18 protein-coding genes and 1 pseudogene are annotated in these 18,135 nt (G+C 51.1%); 11 read left to right on the plus strand and 8 right to left on the minus strand.

What is annotated here, in order from left to right; translation table 11 throughout:
- Positions 1-78: 78 nt before the first annotated feature.
- Positions 79-381, plus strand: a complete 303-nt coding sequence (gene ddfA, locus LIW51_RS36120) for a DdfA family disk-determining factor (protein WP_227380708.1) — start codon at positions 79-81, stop codon at positions 379-381.
- A gap of 54 nt (positions 382-435) precedes the next feature.
- On the opposite strand, the gene LIW51_RS36125 is transcribed toward ddfA, so the two are convergent.
- From LIW51_RS36125 to LIW51_RS36135, 3 genes are all read right to left on the minus strand, one after another.
- Positions 436-774, minus strand: coding sequence for a DUF7344 domain-containing protein (locus LIW51_RS36125; protein WP_227380709.1), 339 nt, complete (start codon positions 772-774; stop codon positions 436-438).
- A gap of 385 nt (positions 775-1,159) precedes the next feature.
- Complete coding sequence (locus tag LIW51_RS36130; RefSeq protein WP_227380710.1) at positions 1,160-1,540, minus strand: DUF555 domain-containing protein; 381 nt, start codon at positions 1,538-1,540, stop codon at positions 1,160-1,162.
- A gap of 236 nt (positions 1,541-1,776) precedes the next feature.
- On the minus strand, positions 1,777-2,739 hold the full coding sequence (locus tag LIW51_RS36135) for a transcription initiation factor IIB (protein WP_227380711.1): 963 nt from the start codon (positions 2,737-2,739) through the stop codon (positions 1,777-1,779).
- A 434-nt stretch (positions 2,740-3,173) separates the two neighbouring features.
- On the opposite strand from LIW51_RS36135, the gene LIW51_RS36140 reads away from it, so the two are divergent.
- From LIW51_RS36140 to LIW51_RS36175, 8 genes are all read left to right on the plus strand, one after another.
- Entirely contained in the window at positions 3,174-3,401 is a 228-nt protein-coding gene (locus LIW51_RS36140; protein WP_227380712.1) for a hypothetical protein, read from the plus strand.
- Between the two features lie 934 nt (positions 3,402-4,335).
- A complete protein-coding gene (locus LIW51_RS36145; RefSeq protein ID WP_227380713.1) occupies positions 4,336-4,602 on the plus strand; it encodes a hypothetical protein in 267 nt (88 codons plus the stop codon).
- A 278-nt stretch (positions 4,603-4,880) separates the two neighbouring features.
- Positions 4,881-5,336, plus strand: a complete 456-nt coding sequence (locus tag LIW51_RS36150; protein WP_227380714.1) for a hypothetical protein — start codon at positions 4,881-4,883, stop codon at positions 5,334-5,336.
- Between the two features lie 53 nt (positions 5,337-5,389).
- The gene (locus LIW51_RS36155; protein WP_227380715.1) at positions 5,390-5,545 is read left to right on the plus strand and encodes a hypothetical protein; all 156 of its coding nucleotides are present in this window, start codon (positions 5,390-5,392) and stop codon (positions 5,543-5,545) included.
- A 765-nt stretch (positions 5,546-6,310) separates the two neighbouring features.
- Entirely contained in the window at positions 6,311-6,586 is a 276-nt protein-coding gene (locus LIW51_RS36160) for a PadR family transcriptional regulator (RefSeq protein WP_227380716.1), read from the plus strand.
- 247 nt (positions 6,587-6,833) lie between these two features.
- Complete coding sequence (locus LIW51_RS36165; RefSeq protein WP_227380717.1) at positions 6,834-7,232, plus strand: helix-turn-helix transcriptional regulator; 399 nt, start codon at positions 6,834-6,836, stop codon at positions 7,230-7,232.
- Positions 7,233-7,675: 443 nt separating this feature from the next.
- Positions 7,676-7,888: a hypothetical protein gene (locus LIW51_RS36170; protein ID WP_227380718.1), complete on the plus strand. Its 213-nt coding sequence runs from the start codon at positions 7,676-7,678 to the stop codon at positions 7,886-7,888.
- Positions 7,889-8,242: 354 nt separating this feature from the next.
- Positions 8,243-9,337, plus strand: coding sequence for a Gfo/Idh/MocA family protein (locus LIW51_RS36175; RefSeq protein WP_227380719.1), 1,095 nt, complete (start codon positions 8,243-8,245; stop codon positions 9,335-9,337).
- 1 nt (position 9,338) lies between these two features.
- Here LIW51_RS36175 and LIW51_RS40320 read toward each other — a convergent pair whose 3' ends face one another.
- Positions 9,339-9,698, minus strand: a complete 360-nt coding sequence (locus LIW51_RS40320; protein ID WP_438267513.1) for a DUF7344 domain-containing protein — start codon at positions 9,696-9,698, stop codon at positions 9,339-9,341.
- Between the two features lie 323 nt (positions 9,699-10,021).
- On the opposite strand from LIW51_RS40320, the gene LIW51_RS36180 reads away from it, so the two are divergent.
- Positions 10,022-10,780 (plus strand): proteasome assembly chaperone family protein, encoded by a 759-nt coding sequence (locus LIW51_RS36180; protein WP_227380720.1) that lies wholly within the window; start codon positions 10,022-10,024, stop codon positions 10,778-10,780.
- A gap of 50 nt (positions 10,781-10,830) precedes the next feature.
- On the opposite strand, the gene LIW51_RS36185 is transcribed toward LIW51_RS36180, so the two are convergent.
- The 4 genes and pseudogenes from LIW51_RS36185 to LIW51_RS36200 form a co-directional block, all read right to left on the minus strand.
- Positions 10,831-12,762 carry an ABC transporter ATP-binding protein gene (locus LIW51_RS36185; protein WP_227380721.1) on the minus strand — a complete coding sequence of 644 codons (1,932 nt, stop codon included), beginning with the start codon at positions 12,760-12,762 and terminating at the stop codon, positions 10,831-10,833.
- Between the two features lie 1,060 nt (positions 12,763-13,822).
- Entirely contained in the window at positions 13,823-14,200 is a 378-nt protein-coding gene (locus tag LIW51_RS36190) for a hypothetical protein (protein WP_227380722.1), read from the minus strand.
- A 1,036-nt stretch (positions 14,201-15,236) separates the two neighbouring features.
- Positions 15,237-15,512, minus strand: a complete 276-nt coding sequence (locus LIW51_RS36195; protein ID WP_227380723.1) for a HalOD1 output domain-containing protein — start codon at positions 15,510-15,512, stop codon at positions 15,237-15,239.
- A 699-nt stretch (positions 15,513-16,211) separates the two neighbouring features.
- A pseudogene (locus LIW51_RS36200) lies at positions 16,212-16,631 on the minus strand (PPOX class F420-dependent oxidoreductase).
- A 125-nt stretch (positions 16,632-16,756) separates the two neighbouring features.
- On the opposite strand from LIW51_RS36200, the gene LIW51_RS36205 reads away from it, so the two are divergent.
- Entirely contained in the window at positions 16,757-17,032 is a 276-nt protein-coding gene (locus LIW51_RS36205) for a HalOD1 output domain-containing protein (protein WP_227380724.1), read from the plus strand.
- Positions 17,033-18,135 lie beyond the last annotated feature (1,103 nt).

Genomic DNA, 18,135 nt, shown 5'->3' on the forward strand with positions numbered 1-18,135 from the left:
AGAACCATGCTGTCACCCATTTTCTCACACATGAGTTAAGAGCGTCAAAGTACTACTCGAGATACTGGAGCATTCGCCATGACTGCGCCCACCACCACACCAGCGAGCCCTCGTCGCCATGACGCATCACAACAGCCACTCACTGAACAGATTGTCACGGCGATCACCGATGCAGCCGACACCTCGCATCGTGAACTCCCGCCGCTCTACGAGGTCATCGATCCCGATGCGTTGGATCGCCTCTTCACACCAATCTATGAGGGAGCCACACGATCAAACGTCCGAGTGAGATTTGCGTATGCCGGCTACGAGGTTGTCGTTCACAGTTCGGGCGACGTGACAGTAAGTCCACTCGACGCGGCTGGTGACCAGCACGAGTAAGCCAGTTGGTCGGGCACATTCCCTTCGCCGCCAGACGGGGTGCGAGTAGCTTCGTCAGGCGTCGTAGGTGGCGGCAACCGCGAGAATGGCTTCAAGGAGCGGCTCATCCTGATACTGCACGATCTCGTCGTGCTGATCATACTCGATGACGCCAGTGTCGACGAGTTTCGGCACGTGCGTGTGGACAAGCGCGATCCGTGCGTGGTTGGGGTTAGGAACCGCCTCAATCTCCGCATGGACGTGCGCAGCAAGCTCGTCGACTGCGGCGATGTCCGTTTCCTGGTCACTCAAGTACTGCAGGATGGTGCGTCGCTGAGTGTCAACGAGTAGATCGCAGGCGGTTTCAAGTGAACTGATTGGATTCGATGTGTGATCGGTGTCGAGTGATGTCATCAGTGGCTCCGGGACTATCATGGGAGGTAGTGCCACCAGGGATCATCCACTCCATGGTCGCGTTGTCTCTCCATGAAGGGGTTACTCCCGTGGTGAAGCGATGCTAGCCATTCCCATGGAATACGATAACGTGAGACAAAGGTTTTGTCCCGTCTTCACCGACACAAGTTGATCGTTGACAGAAGATTCTCGATGGAGAGTTTTCTAGAAATACATCGCACTGAGACAGAATCGACGAAGTAGAGTGTGTGCATAGTTTCTGGTGACCCTCCCGGGGAGGTTGCACTGCCGCTTATATAAGCGGCAGTGAGTACCACACATTCGGAATCGTACGCGTCTCTATCAATCCTCAGCCGATATTCGAGAAGAGAATGGGTGTGAGTTCCTATTGCTGATCGGCGTCGTTTTCGTTAGTTGCATGCTTGTTGTCATCGACAAGAACCTCAACGTCGAGAATTGTGAGTGGGATCCCGTCCAATTGTTTCCCGATTTCCGCGAGTGCGATTCGCGAGGCGTGTTCTTTCTCTTCGGCATTGAAGACCGTCAGTTCGAGTTCTAGTGCAACGAGGGCGTCACCTGCTGCCAGGAACGCAGGAGCCAGTGGTTCACCGGATGGTGATGTCCGTGACCCGGGGGTGATCTCGACGTAGTTAAGATCAGGATTTAGCAGTTCGCCAGTTTTGGCGATGGCAATCCGGAGAGCCTCGTCCGCCGTGTCGACAGTATACACTTGGATCGCGGCTTCAACGGTTACCTGGCAGTCCATCGAGAGAACACTTGGATGAGGAACGGGAAGTACCTTTGCTGGATCTCCATCGTGAGGGAAGTCGCTGATCCCTCCAGTCACGCATTCGTATCACAGAGAGTTGTGCCACGATCTGTGACAGGGCAGCAGCACAGTGGAAATACGACCGGAAGTGTGACTGGATGTGAGGGCCGTCGATACGATGGCTACTAGTTGCGGGTGGCAACCACTCGGCGCTTCGATACCACATGCTGCCGTCAGTCGATGCCCAGCGCGTCGAGTTGTTCTTGATAGCGGTTACGGATGGTGACGTCGGTGACCTGGGCAACTTCAGCGACCTCACGCTGTGTTTGTTTTTCATTGCACAGCAGTGAGGCGGCGTAGATCGCTGCGGCGGCGTAGCCAATGGGTGATTTACCCGATAACAACCCCTGTGCACTCGATGTTTCAATCACTTCGGTGGCTTTTGCTTGGACGGCGTCACTGGTTCCGAGTTCCGAACAGAACCGAGGAACGTACTGTTTCGGGTTCACCGGTTCGATCTCGAGACTGAGTTCTCGCGCAACATAAATGTAGGTTCGTCCGATTTCTTTGCGTTCAACTCGCGACACATCCGAGACTTCCGCAAGACTGCGGGGAATATTCTCGCTGCGACACGCCGCATATAAGCAACTTGTCGCAACACCTTCGATCGATCGGCCTTGAATCAGGTCTTCATCCAGTGCACGGCGGTACATCACACAGGCAATTTCGCGAACCGAGCGCGGGATGCCGAGTGCGCTTGCCATCCGGTCGATCTCACTGAGCGCGAACTTAAGATTCCGCTCGTCTGCGTCCTTCGTCCGAATGCGCTCTTGCCACGTGCGCAGTCGATGCATCTGCCTGCGTTTTTTAGAAGAGAGAGAGCGGCCGTAGGCATCTTTATCCTTCCAGTCAATGGTCGTCGTCAATCCTTTGTCGTGCATCGTCTGTGTAGTTGGGGCGCCCACCCGAGACTTCTGTTGGCGTTCTTGATGAGTGAAGGCACGCCATTCGGGCCCATGGTCAACGATCTCTTCCTCAATAACTAAGCCACATCGCTCACAGACAGTCTCACTACCGTCTGCACTCGTGATAAGGGTCTGCGATTCGCACTCAGGACAGCTCTGGACGCCCTCTTGTTCATCGGCAGTGCGTTCCGTCTCGGTGTCGCGTTCTTGCCGACGAATAAGACGTGTCATTCGTTAACAATTGGTGGTTCGAAGCGGTTAAGTTCTCTGCCTGTTGCGCTGGTAGCCCTATTGAGGTCGACGTCGATCTGTCTCTCCTTTGACCGCGGATTTCACACTGATTTGTTCATGGAACTGGGACAACTGCATAATCGCCAACTTTCGGTGGTGACCCAGCCGCTCGCTGGGAGATGCGGATTTTTGCTCTCCCGAGGGCGTGGTGATGGACATTTTCACTTCCGCTTACGGAGTTAAGAAGATGCCACGAATGTTCTATAGCTTTCGTCGGGGATACCGGGGATTCTTCACTGCTGCTTATGATCTAAACAGTAGTACACGTTGTGGAGAGAGTATTCGAACGGGATGGTTGGTAAGGGGGTTTAACCGGCTCTTGCTATTGATAAGTAGTTTATACTTATTTCCCATCCAATGGATACTTTGATGGCATGACGGAACATCGGGCGACCGAGATCGCCTCAGAAGCTATTTTGTTAGTAAATAAGGAAGATGCTTTCAGGCTCCCAGAGCTAAAAGAGAACCTCGAGTTCGACGAGGAGCCCTCCAATAGTATGATCCGGGCCGTATTACGCCAACTCGAGGAAGGTGATTGGCTTGAACGTGACCACCCAGAGGGTCGCATTTGGTATGCGAGCGACAATATTGAAAATCTATAAATTGAATTCTTACTTCTCTCTTATAGAGTAATATCTTCTATCTTATCGATCTTTTTCGGCTTTTCTCCTATTTTAAGTCTTGATTATGGTATATTTCTCAAATGAAGAGAATTGGGTCGGTTTTAAGACGACAGATTCGAATGGTTATTAGGGTCTCTCCACCAACTTTGAAATAGATCACTGTGGTGGAACACCGAGCAGTCTCTATCGCCTCTGAGGCTCTTCTCCTTGCACGTGAACAGGGCCACTTCCGGCTCTCTGAACTCAAAGCTCGCTTATCGAGTTCGTTTGAAGACCCACCCTCTGAAAGTCTTATTCGAGCGGTGTTGCGCCAACTCGAAGCCGCTGACTGGCTCAAACGCGAACATCCACAAGGACGTGTTTGGCACGCCGGCCGGCATTTGAAATAGATTGGTAGCTGAATCCCGCTCTGACATTCCTCTGGCGTTCAGTTATCGTTTGATAGCTGGTGGTAATGCAGAGTATAGTTCGCGCTAACCCTGTATATGAACTGTTGATTTTGACAGTTGCTCAGGTAACAACGCGTATAACCCGATAACTGGGGATTGACTGTGAATAAAAAGATTGAATTGACTTAGAACGATCATAAGACAGAAAGAATGATTAATCGTGGATTATAGATCGCCAGTGGTGATGGAGAGCTCTATTTCGTGTGGAACGCTCCAGTTGCACCAAAATAACAAAATAAACGGTTGTTTTCTTGAGAGCTATAATCAGCAGCGGTGATTTTGAAAGCTGAGCAGGATTCGAAGTTTATTTCGGGCGAAGGCAGTAAAGTCAAATTGGACTCTTCAGAGGCCACGTAAACATTATCAACGGATATGCGTGTTTATTACTGCCACCATAGTGACTGGGACGTGGGTGGGCGAGAAAGCAAGACTCACCCATAGAAGAGAGAAAGACGTGAGAACCTATGAAACGGACACTACACATCTTGATGGCACTGGCAGTCGTCGCCACCGTGTTTAGCGGTGCCTTCGCGACGCCTGCACTGGCTGGCGGGTACGACAAGGCTGATGACCGCAAAAGTGGAGACACGCAATCGAATCAGTGTACGCAATCCGGTGACAGCGCATCCGGAAGTGGCACTGGAGGCTTAGCTGGTGTTGGTGTGGGCGCCAATGTGAACGCGCTCAACACTGGTGACAACCAGGAGCAGACCTGTTCGAACGTCGACTAAAATCAGAAAGCCACTCTAACGACTGGGGAGTGCTTAATTCCCTCGCACAGTTCTTTTATTGGGTGTCAACGATTATAGACGAAACTTTACCAGGCGAGCGAACGCTCTGAGATATACCTCAAAACTTACGTGCTGAATGCATGGAATTGGATGGGATGAGTAGTGGTGTAAGAGTGACGTTCCACCTATCAAGTAATGGGTTAGGACGGAGAAGCGAACTTATCGTCAGTGACGATCTCAAGTCGGACACCTTCAGAATTACTGTCTGAGGTCTAACGATGAATGCACACCACGATGTGGTGGCGTGGGTGCGAGGTGCCGGTTACAAGATAATCTGCAACGAATATCAGGCTGTGATACTGGCTGGGTGCATGTGTACAAGCTGCATTGGTGGACACTGGATTCTTTTGGACGTTCTCCAGTGGCGTCGATACCTTGCTACTCCTGAGAGGGGTGTATGGCTTGTATCAGTGAGTGCTCTCTTCATCAGTGCGCTGTACACGGACGTCGTGCTGCCGGGACTACTCGAGCTCACGTTCATAGATGTGCGCGTGGCGAGAGGCGATCGATACGATGGTTGGCAACGGCGTGGCTTAGAGCTTGGTGCACTTGCAATGGTATTGTTCGCCGTTGCTGGTCTCACGGCGAATTTCCTCATTTTGGTTGTTGCGGCCGGTATCATGGTCACGATGGCAATCGTATTTGTACTGGCCTACGTCCGGCGTGAGAAGTGAGCCTACACCTTACCCTTTTATCCGAAACAGTACCAACAGGATCGTATCAGACGATGATTGAACAACTTGACCAACGATTTTCTTCCCATACGGCCACGATAGGGGCAGTCGTGCTCGGTGAGAGCGTCTTTGGAGCGACTCTTCTTGCCGACCTCTCGTATCTGACTGCGCTCACCCTGGGGACACTCACGGTGGGCGTCGTCTACTGAACGCTTGCACAGATGGAGGAGTGACGCTACCCCGCCGGCGCTAGCGATTGTTATCACACTCTCCCTTCTCACTGGTTACAGTGAACCGAATGCCTAAGTGGTTTGTGAGCATACCTCACGATGTCGGGTCTTGCATCGACGTTCGGTCATACCCGACGAACGTGGATCGCACGGTGCAGCCAAATCACCTCTCTTATCCACGTTTCACAGCCATGAACAAACGCCGCTGTGGGCACATCCGTGAGCCCAAGTAGCTAAGTGAGTCACTCACACACTACGAGTGTCGGGTGGGTCGTACTGAGTTCGCCCGACGGACGTGGACTTCACGGTACCTAGCACCTACCTCTATCACTCCACGTTCCAAAGGAGGGGGGTTCACAGTCGGCAGATGACTATTGCTGAGGTAAGCATGGTTAGGTTCGTGAACTCAACTGCTAAGTGAGTGACTAGCATTCCCCTGTGTGTCGGGTGGGGTCATAGTGAGTTCACCTTAAGGTTGAGAGAAGCAAGAGTCAGGATATTTTCGCCATCACTTGACCTATGTGCGCAAAGCATAGTTTGATTAAGAGAGACGCATGATCCGTGGAGGACAATTAATATCCTGATTCTATAGACCACAGCGGCGGTGTACAACGATTTCATGGGGTGACAGTTGGACTGGCGATGACGCTGCTTCGTTCGTGAACTGCATAGCCCACGAATACGTATTGTGATCATATATGCGCCAGTGGTTTTATTGACTTGAGAGGTTGTTTTGGAGATGGTATGAACGATCTCACCGCCTTTCAACGTGATTTACTCTACGTTCTTGCGGGACTCAATGATCCGCATGGGCTTGCACTGAAAGATGAGCTCGAAGACTATTATGAAAAAGAGGTGCATCACGGGCGGCTGTATCCAAACCTTGACGCCTTGGTTGACAAAGGACTGGTTGAAAAGAGTGAAAAAGATCGCCGGACAAACGAATACGTACTTAGCCAACGTGGCCATCAGGAACTTGACGCACGCCGCGAGTGGGAGTCACAATACGTCGAGATCTGAGCTGAATTGCAGAAATTCCGTCTCTAAATCGTGATTGTCGATCGAAATTGGTGATTAAAGGCATACTATTCCGGATTTTCATACTATACTTATTCGGCTACTCATCGTAGATGAGTTCTCGGTTGGCTATTTCCCCTACAGGGAAATGGCGTCTTGGTTTGACCGGTATCTATGAGTGGTCTGCTCGTGACTTTGATCGTGTGGGGGACTCACGACAATCATGTGTCTATTAGATGAATTCCAGAGCGTGAGCCAGGCGATGTTGATCTGGCTCGTCGATCGCTGGGTCATGCTTGGACTCATCATTATTAGTATCGGTATCATGTCCGTTCTATACCGTCGCCGCAGGGGTTCAGAAGACGCTTCCGTCACTACTGGACAGAAATCGAATGAAGATTCACCAGTCGTCAGTAACCAAGCGCAGATCATTCGTCTCCTCATGAAACATGGGGGACAGATGCGTCAGCAACAGATTGTGACCGAAACCGGCTGGTCGAAAGCGAAAGTGAGTACGCTTCTGTCACGGATGGAAGCCGACGACCACCTCACAAAGATTCGGCTTGGGCGTGAAAACCTGATTCTGCTGCCCGGTCATGAACCACAGATACTCACATCAGCACTGAACACCGACGAAAATCAGGACTAGCCATCCAAATGGATCGACTTCGAGGTGGCTATTTTGGGGTCAACTATGCACATCCGAGGTGGTGGCGACTAGCGTTATCTTCTTCGTATATCTCTTCATGATCACTTTTGGAGTCAAGCCTCAGTTGATACTACTTCACCTTCCAAGTAAAATATCCAAAATACCGCTGATTCGCTAATCGTGACGATAGATCTCTGTTCAGAAAGATTATGAATTGTCAGTTCCCTGCGTGTCCGCTCTCGTTCGATGATGAAGTCATTTGCTGCGTTCGCCTATGAAATCAATCATATATCTCAAATAGAAGAGTATGCAACACGTTTGTCCGGCCGAACTCAGTAGAAAGCGTAATAGCCAAGAGATAGGATGTACATTTCCATTAGAAGCCATGACGAGAGAAAGTTCTCCTACCGAAAGTGCATTCGCCGCCTCAGCGGTCGACCTAGATGAAGCATCATTCTTCCGAACGCTCGTCGAAGATACTTCAGAGGCGATACTCACGCTCGACGAATACAGATCTCATGGGCTATTACCTCTCGTGCACGATCTGCACGTTCAAGCGTGAGGCTGATATGCTTGCGATGGCCTTGAACTTTGAAGAAACGCACGTTGAGCAGTGGGGAATCGAGCATCTCATCGAAATCGAACATCGTGAATGACTGCAATAAATCGAGTGTCCGAGTTTAATCCATAGAATGCTCGATGATTTGTTGGTTGGTTGTTGCGTCGTATTTCTTCTCTTAGACGCCCCAGAACAGTGCGATACCCAGCGGCGTCACAACCGCAAACAATAACTGCAACAACGCACCTCCTATTTTCAAAAAGTGTTGTCCTAAGTACTTCCACTATTGGTTATGGGTAGTCGTTTCATTCAGGTCGGCGTATTTTCTATTCCAGGATTTTTTATTGAATACTATTGATGCCTATTTATAATCTTCTCTCCAGGAGAGATCTTCGTCGTTAGCCGTTCACTGCGGCAAGCTACTAGTAGATAGTCGTCGTCGAAATGTGCAATGTCAGCAATTGACTCACCTTCTGCTGATGCAGGCGATGAGCCAGTGCGGATCGGTATCATTGGACTCGGGAATATCGGCCACTATCATGCTGATCGCCTACGAGATCTTCCAGTGAATCTCGTGGGGGGCATCGATATTAGCGCCGAAGCGCGCGAACGATTTGCCGAGAAATACGAGACGCAGGTGTTCGACACCGCTGATGCGCTCTTTGCGATCGACGTGGATGGTGTGATCATTACAACACCGAATCAGTTTCATGAGGAATACGCGGTCGCGGCCTTCGAGGCCGATATTGCTGTCCTCCTTGAAAAGCCGTTGGCACACACGCTTGAAAGTGCTGAGCGCATCGCAGAGGCTGCTGAAAACGCAGACACATTCTGCATGGTTGGGTTCCATACGCGGTTTTACCCGTCGATTCAGGCCATTAAGGGCTATCAAGACGAAGGCCGGTTTGGCGAGATTCGTCATATCGAAGCGGATTTCATCCGTCGTCGCGGCGTCCCCGAGCGTGGCACATGGTTTACAACGAAGGAGGTCGCTGGCGGTGGTGCACTGATCGATATTGGCGTGCACGCGATTGATTTGGCGCTCTACATCCATGGGTTCCCAGCGCTTCTGGAGGTAAGCGCGACGACCCGCTCACAATTCGGCGCTCGCGAGGACTATACATATCTCAATATGTGGGGCGAAGATACGGGAACAGGCCAGTTCGACGTTGAGGATTCGATCAGCGCGTTTCTCCGATGTGCTGATAGCAAAACGATTGCGTTGGAAGTTGCGTGGGCGGCCAATCGACCGGCGAGTGAAGCGTATTTCATCCGGGGAACGGAGGCCGGAGCCCGGTTCGATCGAGACACTGAGTCACTCACGGTCTATGAATCAAGCCCGGTTGGCGCTGATCACCTGTCTGATACAACGCTTCAAACCCGGCTAGAAGATGCGTTTACGGCCGAACAGCGCGTATTCGTGGACGGGGTTCGAACGGGGACTGCCCCGAACCAGAACACTGTCGAGCAAGCACTGACTGTGCAGCGAGTGATTGATGCGATTTATCGGTCAGCTGCCGAGGAGCAGGCGGTATCGTCGTTTTAATTCAATCGATGCGATAGCGATTCGGAGTCGGTGCATACGGCCGCAAGGATGGTTCGACATACTGAATGTTGCTCGTGAGCGAAATAAGGAGGTGATCGCACCGTCGAGTTTGAGTAACTAAGCCAGCTTCGACTAATCGCGGAATATGCTCACGTTCGAGCGAAGCGTAAATATTTTCGTACACAGTAGGTGAGATTGTTTCGTGTTGTGTATCAGCCTCCTGCTGAGTAATGTGGCGGGCAACCTCTGTGAGGGGGACTGTTCGATCTTGCTGTAGCAAGTAACAAAGAGTCTCACGACAGTATGCCCGTTCGAGCAGGATGAAGATATCTGTGGGTGTGTCATCGGTAATCCTGGTCATTATTTCTCTCTCCTTGTGGTGTTCTCAGTCGTCACGCGAACTGGTCTGCGGGTCGTGGATAGTGGTAGACGGGAACAGATAGCATAAGAATTTGGCTCTGTGCCTGACGCATATTTCGTAGGGCTGAAGAAACAGTTGAATCTGCGGTGGGATCTGGGGATTGTCGACTTCTACATCGTGGCTTCTTGCTTACTCTTCTCGCTCGCTTCACTCCGGCGGTGAAGAACAAGACAGTAGCGTCTGCAATTCAGGGAAAACAACCAGTAGGATTGTAGCGACGGGCCACGAGAGCTATAGACGTGGCTGGCGGACTCTGAGAGAGTATGCCGACTGAGACCCCTACCACAACCTTTCATCAAGTATCAGAGCTTGAGTCACCCGCCCCAACCCTCATTGAAGGACTGCCAGGCCATGGGCTAGTCGCTTCAATTGCCGCTGATCACATTACCAAGCAACTCGGGCTCACTCACCACGGAGCGATCCGATCAGACGCATTCTCATCCGTTGCGTCATTTGCAGAAGGACGCATTCAGGATACCATCCGCGTCTCCGCCGGGGCGGACCCAGCCGTGATGACACTGCAGAGTGACGTGCCGATCCCGGAAGATACATTCACTCCACTGAGTCAATGTGTGTTGGAGGAACTGGCCGACGGATTCAGTCGAGCTATCTTCCTTGCTGGTGCACCAGCACAAGCTGAGGATCAAATCGGCGATGTGCGTGGAGTAGCGACGACCGAGGCAGTGAAACAGGAACTTGCCGACGCGGGCATTCCCATCGCAGATGATCCCGGTGCTGTCAACGGAGTCACTGGCGCACTGGTAAATGCATGCTATCAGGAAGACGTTCCAGCGGCATTGCTACTCGTTCAAGCAGATCCTCGTCTTCCAGATCCAGCGGCTGCTCGCGCCGTCATTGAGAACGCACTCGAACCACTGGTCGAGTTTGAGATCACGACAGACGAACTCCGTGAACAGGCAGATCGTATTCAAGAGCAGAAACAACAGATTTCCCAACAGTTCCAGCACGCACGAAACGATGAGCAAGCAGAGCCGCGCCAAACTAGAGGTATGTATCAATGAAAGAGTCGATGCTTTAGGGAACTGTAGCCGCGACGTCGCCACAGACGGAGTTAATCGGCAGCGGTTGCGTGTGCGGTGGCGGTACCCTTGGACTGCGTCGTCCACAGTTGAGCGTAGATGCCATTGCGCGCACAGAGTTCATCATGGGTGCCTGTCTCCGTAATGTGACCATCGTCCATCACGACGATTTCGTCCGCATCTTGGATTGTCGACAACCGGTGTGCGATCACAAGCGCCGTCCGATCAGCACACACCTCTTCGATATTTTCTTGGATGAGTTCTTCCGTCTCCGTGTCGACAGATGAAGTCGCTTCGTCGAAGATGATGATACTGGGATCGTTGAGCAAGGCCCGAGCGATGCTGATCCGCTGGCGCTGGCCACCCGAGAGTTTCGCGCCGTCCTCGCCGACGAACGTGTCATAACCGTCTGCTAGCTCTCGAATAAACTTGTCTGCGCCAGCGGTGCTCGCCACCTTCCGCAGGCGTCGTGCGGCCGTCTCTGACAATTCCTCGCCGTCCGCTTTCGCAGCTGTTACCTCCATAAAGAGGTTGCGGTCGCCATACGCGATGTTCTCCGCGATCGTGCCCGCGAACAGATATGGCGACTGTTCGACGATACCAACGTGCTCGTTGAGTTTCTGAACATCATACTCTCGAACGTCGATACCATCGATGCGGATAGCACCCGTATCACTGTCGTAGAATCGCGAGATGAGTTTGAGGAGCGTGGACTTCCCGGCACCGCTCGGTCCGGCGAAGCCGACGGTGTCACCGGGTTCAATCTCGAGATCGATATTCTTCACGACCGGGTCGCCGCTCTCTTCATAGCTGAACGTAGTATCGTCGAACTCGATGTGCCCGTCAAGATGGATAGGGGTGTGGCCATCCTCGTGAGAGGTAATCGTTGGTTCCTGCGCGAGAATTCCAAAGACGCGTTCAGCACTCGCTTTCGTCTTCTGCCACTGATTCGCTGTTTTGCCGACGCGCTCCATCGGATCACGGAGCCGGCGGAGAAACATGAAAAATAGCGTGAAGGTTCCGACAGTCATGGTGCCAGTGATAACCTGATTCCCGCCGTACCAGAGGAGGCCGACGAACACACCGCCAATGATGAGTTGGAGCGACGAGAAGAACAATTTCCGACTCCGTACCGCTTGCATTTTCGTGTCCCGATACGCTGCACTCTGCTGGGAAATTCGTCGTTGTTCGATATCGTAGCGATTGAACGACTTGACGACATCAATCCCGTTCAGGTTGTTGGCGAGATCGGTGTTGAGACGGGCGACAATTTCGCGGATTTGTTGATACTTCGGCCAGATCCACTGCATGAATTTCGCGGTCGCGGCAGCGATGAACAGCATCGGCAGGAGTGCGAACGCCGCCAGTATCGGATCGATGCTGTACATGACGGTACCGACAACGAGAACGAGCACTGTCGCCCTGATGAGTTCGCGAAGTTCGGTATTGAAGAAGCTCTCAAGGCGATTGATGTCATTGTTGAGAATCGACATCATCCCGCCCGTGTGATGATTATGATAAAACCCGAGCGAGAGCTGTTGCATATGATCGTACGTATCCCGGCGGAGATCATGCTGAACGGACTGCGCTATCTTATGGAAGGTATACCGGGAGACGAACCGCGTTACTGCGAGCAACGCATAGCTCGCGATAGCAATGCCGATGAGCCGCTGGAGGATGGCAATGCGGAGTGCCGTGTGTCCAGCGGGGATCCCCGTCGTCGGAAGGAGTCCGAGGCCGGCGAGGATTCCCGGATTGCCGTTTGTGGCGATGACGCGATCGATCGCTGCGGCCACCACCAACGTTGGACCCAGCTGAAGGAGCCGCATCGTGAGACTGGTAAGTATGCCGAGACTAAGTTGTGGCCAATATGAATGCAGATACCGTAGCATATTCACCATTGGATGCCCATCGACGTTTCCCCTGATATCTCTAAAGCTGCCGTTATCTGGTTCGCGTGCCATATGTTCCTCGTACCTCGTTCGCTCACTCTGCGAAGTGCCAACAACGAATTTCTGTCCGCACGAAACTCAAAGAATCGCCTCAATTTATAAATAACGGTCCAAATCCTCGGTGTTTCTTGTCCTCGTATCCCAACCTGAGCATTATTAATGAACTAAAATCAGAAAGGGCTAGGAACCGAACGAGCGAGAATTTTTGAGTTTCGTCCCAGCGTGGGGGAACTACAGTGACATGCATCCTCCGACCTACATCAATTAGTGGAAGGTATCTGCATCTAGGATCTCGTTTTTCGATTCTACAGTGATCACTCAGTAGTGTTGCGAAACACTCCGCATGGGCCTGAGAGCCGGTGAGAGGGAGCGGTGACCAGGGCGGGCTGTACTGCATCATCAGACGAATCCGATTTGCAACTTGAAGTTCCCCCATCCGCCTGGCGAACTGAAATAGCGTGGCCGCCACTGTCGTCCCCAACCCCGGAATCACCGCAGGAACGATGTGTACAGCGGCGTCCTCATGAGTATAATATTCGAGAGCCAACGAGATTAGAATGTAGGTGCAACCGCCACTTGCATACCATCTGAGGAGCAGCGCCAGGTTATTGATTCCTCGCTTGGGATGTTTCTTCACATATACGATTCCAAGCGGTAACAAGCTCCTGCGTGAGTGATCCTGTGGCTAGCTTTCACTGCGCACACGCTACGAAATATCTATTCGCTTCAGTTAGCGTGCACTGAATCGGTGGTTGCCTGCACAACTGCCATGTGACGGTTGAAACAATAGATTACTCAACAGTTCCAACACGCACAGGACGATGAGCAGGCAGAACCACGCCAAGCAGAAGGAATGTACCAATAACCCACGCAGATGTTGATGTGTTTGAGGAGAGTGCTTGGATAGCTATTCTCAGTACGTCACAACGTTGGTTGGGGGGAATTGCTTACTGGGTAATAGTACGGGATAGAGAGCGGTTTGTCCGTGGCGATGCGCGAGTGGAATGAAGGGAAAGTCTCGAGCCATCGTACGAGAAGAATGACTCAGTATTAATCCATTCACTTTCCTACATTAGTCGTTGGGTGGAATCGTGAATTCTTGATGGTCGCCTGAGATCGGAACTGATCCGATTTCACGAGGCAATCGTGCTTGAGCCTGATAGGTATAGGTGGTGCCCGGTCGAAGTCGCCATTCTTCACTCTCTTTGCTCACTCCCTCATCTCCGTATGTGAATGTCAGTGAAAACTTCGGGCCTTGTTGGTCATCGGCCGGAAGCTGTGCTGGCGCCGCTTTTGGATCCCAAAGCTTGATTTCCTCGCCAATGCTGCCCGACATCGTTCCTTTCTTTTTGTAAGTAAACCCCGCCCAGACATGATCATGACCACCAAAGTCGGTCATGGTGCCGAACAGGGTGACACACTGGCTTCCAGCCTCGGCGTCCTTCGTCATAACCTCTGTTGGTTGATTAGTGCCTGAAGCTGCAGCTCCCTGCCCACTGAGTACGCCAAGTCCACTGACACTCACAGCGGCAGAGCGAAGGAGTGTTCGGCGTGTCGATCGGAAATTACGGTTTGAATTCGACATCGCTACCTGGGAATCACAGTAACATCCTCCTTTGTTACGCGGTACATTCCAATCAAACTTTCAATAATTGGGAAGTTATGGAAAATATTTACTAGATTCTAATCCAGAGAATATGTACTTCTACCCCTACTAATACGTATTTTCAGATGGGTTCGCACTGTAGTCATCCAGTATTTTATGACCAGACCCACGGATCACTCGTTTCCTTCTCCGCTCAGAGAGCGGGTCGTTCGCTGCAGAAGCACCATCGACTCGCGGTCGGTGTTACCGATCGATGGTTGGTACCTTCTGGTGGCCTCGATGATTCGACGCTATCTTCATTCGCTATACTTGGTTCTTTTTCGAGGTTACAGCAGCGGCTGTTTACAGAGTTTACTTCGTTCAACATTACAAACCATGCCAACTGACTAATACGCACATCAACAGAGGAGAGAATGGCATCCGATGCCATTCCGGTCTCATGGACGCTCTCCCTCTTTCCTGACGAACTGAGGAGGGAACTCACTGTCATCCACTCGGATGCCATATTTTCGATCCACGCTCGACGATAGCGATGCGTCTGAGCGAAGAATTTCCCCGAACAGGCGGATCGCATTTTTGCGATTCGGTTCCGTTGATGATCGCTCGTCTGCACGCATCTTGTGCCCGTGCTGCTCGCTGACTATGGGGATGGGATGAATGGAGCGCGGGTGACGAGTGGCAGAAGTGACGATGACGCTGTGGATGCTGGGCTCGTCCGCGCGTACTACTTCATACGGACTCTGCAGTGAAAGACGTCCGCCAAGGGGACTTTGAACCATTGGTTCGTGAACGGATACGGCATGACAGCATCCGCAGGAGTAAAATCGACTCGAATACCGTGACTAGAAACCATCATCAAAACAATAATTCATGAGATACTCTACTCCACCACCCTGAGGGGGTCGATATCGATAGTTCGGTCACTGAAAACGGTAACCTGGTATCCACAGTACTGAAAGGTGACGCTTCCAGTTCGATCAGTGTCCCTTTGGGTTGAGGCAAACAATGCTTCGAGGGCATCGGGATCGATCACATCGTAAAGAGGTTCGCAGTCGGTAGTTTCTGTACGTGCAACGATCGCTTCGCGAATAAGCACACTTAGCGGTGGGTCGGTACTAGTGTGACAAGTGTTTGACTCGATGATCGTGTCTTCCATTGCGTGTCCTCCTGAAAGCCAGCGCGAATAGTCTCTTCTTGATGGGATAGGAATCCACTCGCTGGCCACCTCATCACAGCTAGTGGTCTTAGTTATAAAGAAGCTCTGCTTGTATATAAACTAAACCATTTATCATGGCGTTCCTCAGAGGAGAATATGAACCCACTCGACCAGCAAATCGCTCATTGATCGTGGCCCCAATCCCTGCGCCGGTAGAACACGTTAAGACATTCACTTCTGATACCATCTTCTGATGTCCGGGGAAGTATTGATCTACGCATCACTGTGGCAGTATTATACACTGGCTCGATGTCTTTGATCGGCTGGTTTTCGTACTCGGCAAGCGCGCGTACGAGTGCGGTACTCAGTTGTAGTTGTCAAAACGAAACCACGGAAGAGTTGAAACTGATTATGGATGGCATCGTCCCTACCGGTGATACCCAAGAGTAGGCAACTCCCTCAGTGAAAGACAGAGAGGGTGAACTGAACGCCTAGAACAGGTATTTGGAGCGTCTGTGTAGTCTAGCGATGGCCTCGACTGGCTCGTCTCAAATCTGCGCTACTGCATCACGAATCACGTTCGTTTCAAACATTTCTGTCGATCCTACCAAGTGCTTTCATGAGGTGACTTTGGCCATCAACATTAGAAAGAGTGGGTGGCCATCAAATTATCCTCACGATCGAAAGCGACCCAGTAATTTACGCCTCGAAATGGCTGACGCGCTCTGGTCGGATCGCGATCAGGATGCGTTCCATTTGAATCGGATTCGGATATTCATCCTCGCCCATATGTCGCTGTGCTAGCTCGTCGATATGCTCGCCTGCCCCTTCCATAATAACTTCGTCAACCTCACCTGTGACTGAGAGCATCCGGTAGGGGCTATCCGGATCGGTCATGCTGATGGCGACCCGCGGATCGTTTCGAGCGTTCTCCTCCTTTTGCTGGCCACGTTTCGTATTCACTAGTAGGCGATTCGTATCAGCGTCGTAATCGACCCACACTGGTGTCACATGCGGTGCTCCGTTTGAGATCAGCGTCGCAAGGTGGGCGAACGTTGGTTCTTAGAATAGATCTTGGAATTCAGTTGGAATCGATGCCGTAGAGCCACTACGGGAGATTGATCTTAATACACACTCCCTTGTTTCGCACTTATGAATCCAAATTTCGAAGATCCGACTCCAGCATAATACCCAGCCCAAACAGATTTCCTGCTCGTAGTCGATACGGTATTCAGAGGAAAAACATGGATGAGCATTCCGAGCGACGGCGGTATTATTCGAAGGATACAGAAGCATCACTTAGCGAAGCAATCCTTGAAGCAGTCGAAGCTCATGAGAACGCCTCATTAGGTGAAGATGAGTTTACTCTCTATGATCATGTCAATCCTGACGCGATCGATATGCTATTCAAAGATACGACTGATATTGCTGTTTCTGTTCAAATTCATTTGACAAATGTAACCGTGAGTATTTGGAGCGACGGTGGAATCGATATTCGTGATACAGACAAAATTGACTAATAGGTGTTTAACGACCAAAAATTAACGCAATTTTAACAAGAAGGTGCGCTCTCGGTTACTGGCCACAGTTATTGAACAAGTTTAGCAGTAAATACAGATAGTTGTCGGCTTGCGATTTTCTTCACTTTCCTCTTCGTCCTTTGTTGGCATATACATAATATAGGTTATATTGTTACCACACGTAGTAAAGAGCAAGAAGTCAGGATGACGGCTTAGTAACGCCAATCTAGCCATGAGGACCCATGATCGGGAAGGGAAACAAGATGACAGTGAACGTCGACGTGTGGCAATACGGAAATCCGCAACATGAGCAGCTGACCCCTCCAATCGACGAACGGTGGTTCTATGGTGACCCTCAACATGACATAGCTACTCCAGTCAATGTTGAACTTCGAGAGTCGCACACATATTTGCGTTCCTGGGCACGGTACACACAGCAGCAGCGGCATCGCGAACCCGACGCAAAGCGTCCAATTCCTACCTCACCATTGGTTGCCACTCGACGGTGAGGCAGTATTGAACGACAGTATCGCTGAGAGAGTCCCAAGTAAATCATATTAGTCAATTTGATGCTCTTTGTAACTTCCCAAAGTACTTTGCTACCACATCATGCTAACTTTCGTTGGGCTCTCATGACGGTTGTTAGATGAGCATGCTCGACGAACGTGGGCAGCGTACTCACCGCTTCACCACCGCTTACTCACGTTTCAGTACTGCAACAAGTGTAGCGCTGGCACTTTCATCCACATTACTTCAATATATACCTTTTTGACCGATCAATTACTCGTTCAGGGTAGGAGACAGTCATGAGGAGACCATTCGCGCGCCCATGTCCCCTTCTCACTGCCGACAGTGAACCCAACCACTAAGTGAATGACTAGCATCCCCCTTTGTGTCGGGTGGGTCAGAGTGAGTTCCCTCGACGGACGTGGACTTCACGGTACCTAGCACCTACCTCTATCACTCCACGTTCCAGGCAGTGTCATGCTCGTTGGAGAGGTATATTCGTTTTCAAAGAGTAGAACAAGTGTAATATCATGTACATACCTATGAAGAAGGAACCATTAGAAGGTAGATCCGCAACCACGGTATACGGTCATTGG

It is taken from the genome of Haladaptatus halobius, from assembly GCF_020618475.1.
In the GTDB taxonomy this organism is placed as follows: Archaea; Halobacteriota; Halobacteria; order Halobacteriales; family Haladaptataceae; genus Haladaptatus; species Haladaptatus halobius.

What these genes read in the sequence shown, in the direction of transcription:
- LIW51_RS36145 (WP_227380713.1), top strand. Translation starts at nt 4,336, where the DNA reads ATGAAACGGACACTACACATCTTGATGGCACTGGCAGTCGTCGCCACC.
- LIW51_RS36155 (WP_227380715.1), top strand. Translation starts at nt 5,390, where the DNA reads ATGATTGAACAACTTGACCAACGATTTTCTTCCCATACGGCCACGATA.
- LIW51_RS36135 (WP_227380711.1), bottom strand. Translation starts at nt 2,739, where the DNA reads ATGACACGTCTTATTCGTCGGCAAGAACGCGACACCGAGACGGAACGC.
- LIW51_RS36130 (WP_227380710.1), bottom strand. Translation starts at nt 1,540, where the DNA reads ATGGACTGCCAGGTAACCGTTGAAGCCGCGATCCAAGTGTATACTGTC.
- LIW51_RS36195 (WP_227380723.1), bottom strand. Translation starts at nt 15,512, where the DNA reads ATGGAAGACACGATCATCGAGTCAAACACTTGTCACACTAGTACCGAC.
- LIW51_RS36175 (WP_227380719.1), top strand. Translation starts at nt 8,243, where the DNA reads ATGTCAGCAATTGACTCACCTTCTGCTGATGCAGGCGATGAGCCAGTG.
- LIW51_RS36140 (WP_227380712.1), top strand. Translation starts at nt 3,174, where the DNA reads ATGACGGAACATCGGGCGACCGAGATCGCCTCAGAAGCTATTTTGTTA.
- LIW51_RS40320 (WP_438267513.1), bottom strand. Translation starts at nt 9,698, where the DNA reads ATGACCAGGATTACCGATGACACACCCACAGATATCTTCATCCTGCTC.
- LIW51_RS36170 (WP_227380718.1), top strand. Translation starts at nt 7,676, where the DNA reads ATGAAGCATCATTCTTCCGAACGCTCGTCGAAGATACTTCAGAGGCGA.
- LIW51_RS36185 (WP_227380721.1), bottom strand. Translation starts at nt 12,762, where the DNA reads ATGGCACGCGAACCAGATAACGGCAGCTTTAGAGATATCAGGGGAAAC.
- LIW51_RS36150 (WP_227380714.1), top strand. Translation starts at nt 4,881, where the DNA reads ATGAATGCACACCACGATGTGGTGGCGTGGGTGCGAGGTGCCGGTTAC.
- LIW51_RS36125 (WP_227380709.1), bottom strand. Translation starts at nt 774, where the DNA reads ATGACATCACTCGACACCGATCACACATCGAATCCAATCAGTTCACTT.
- LIW51_RS36160 (WP_227380716.1), top strand. Translation starts at nt 6,311, where the DNA reads ATGAACGATCTCACCGCCTTTCAACGTGATTTACTCTACGTTCTTGCG.
- LIW51_RS36190 (WP_227380722.1), bottom strand. Translation starts at nt 14,200, where the DNA reads ATGACGAAGGACGCCGAGGCTGGAAGCCAGTGTGTCACCCTGTTCGGC.
- LIW51_RS36205 (WP_227380724.1), top strand. Translation starts at nt 16,757, where the DNA reads ATGGATGAGCATTCCGAGCGACGGCGGTATTATTCGAAGGATACAGAA.
- LIW51_RS36180 (WP_227380720.1), top strand. Translation starts at nt 10,022, where the DNA reads ATGCCGACTGAGACCCCTACCACAACCTTTCATCAAGTATCAGAGCTT.
- ddfA (WP_227380708.1), top strand. Translation starts at nt 79, where the DNA reads ATGACTGCGCCCACCACCACACCAGCGAGCCCTCGTCGCCATGACGCA.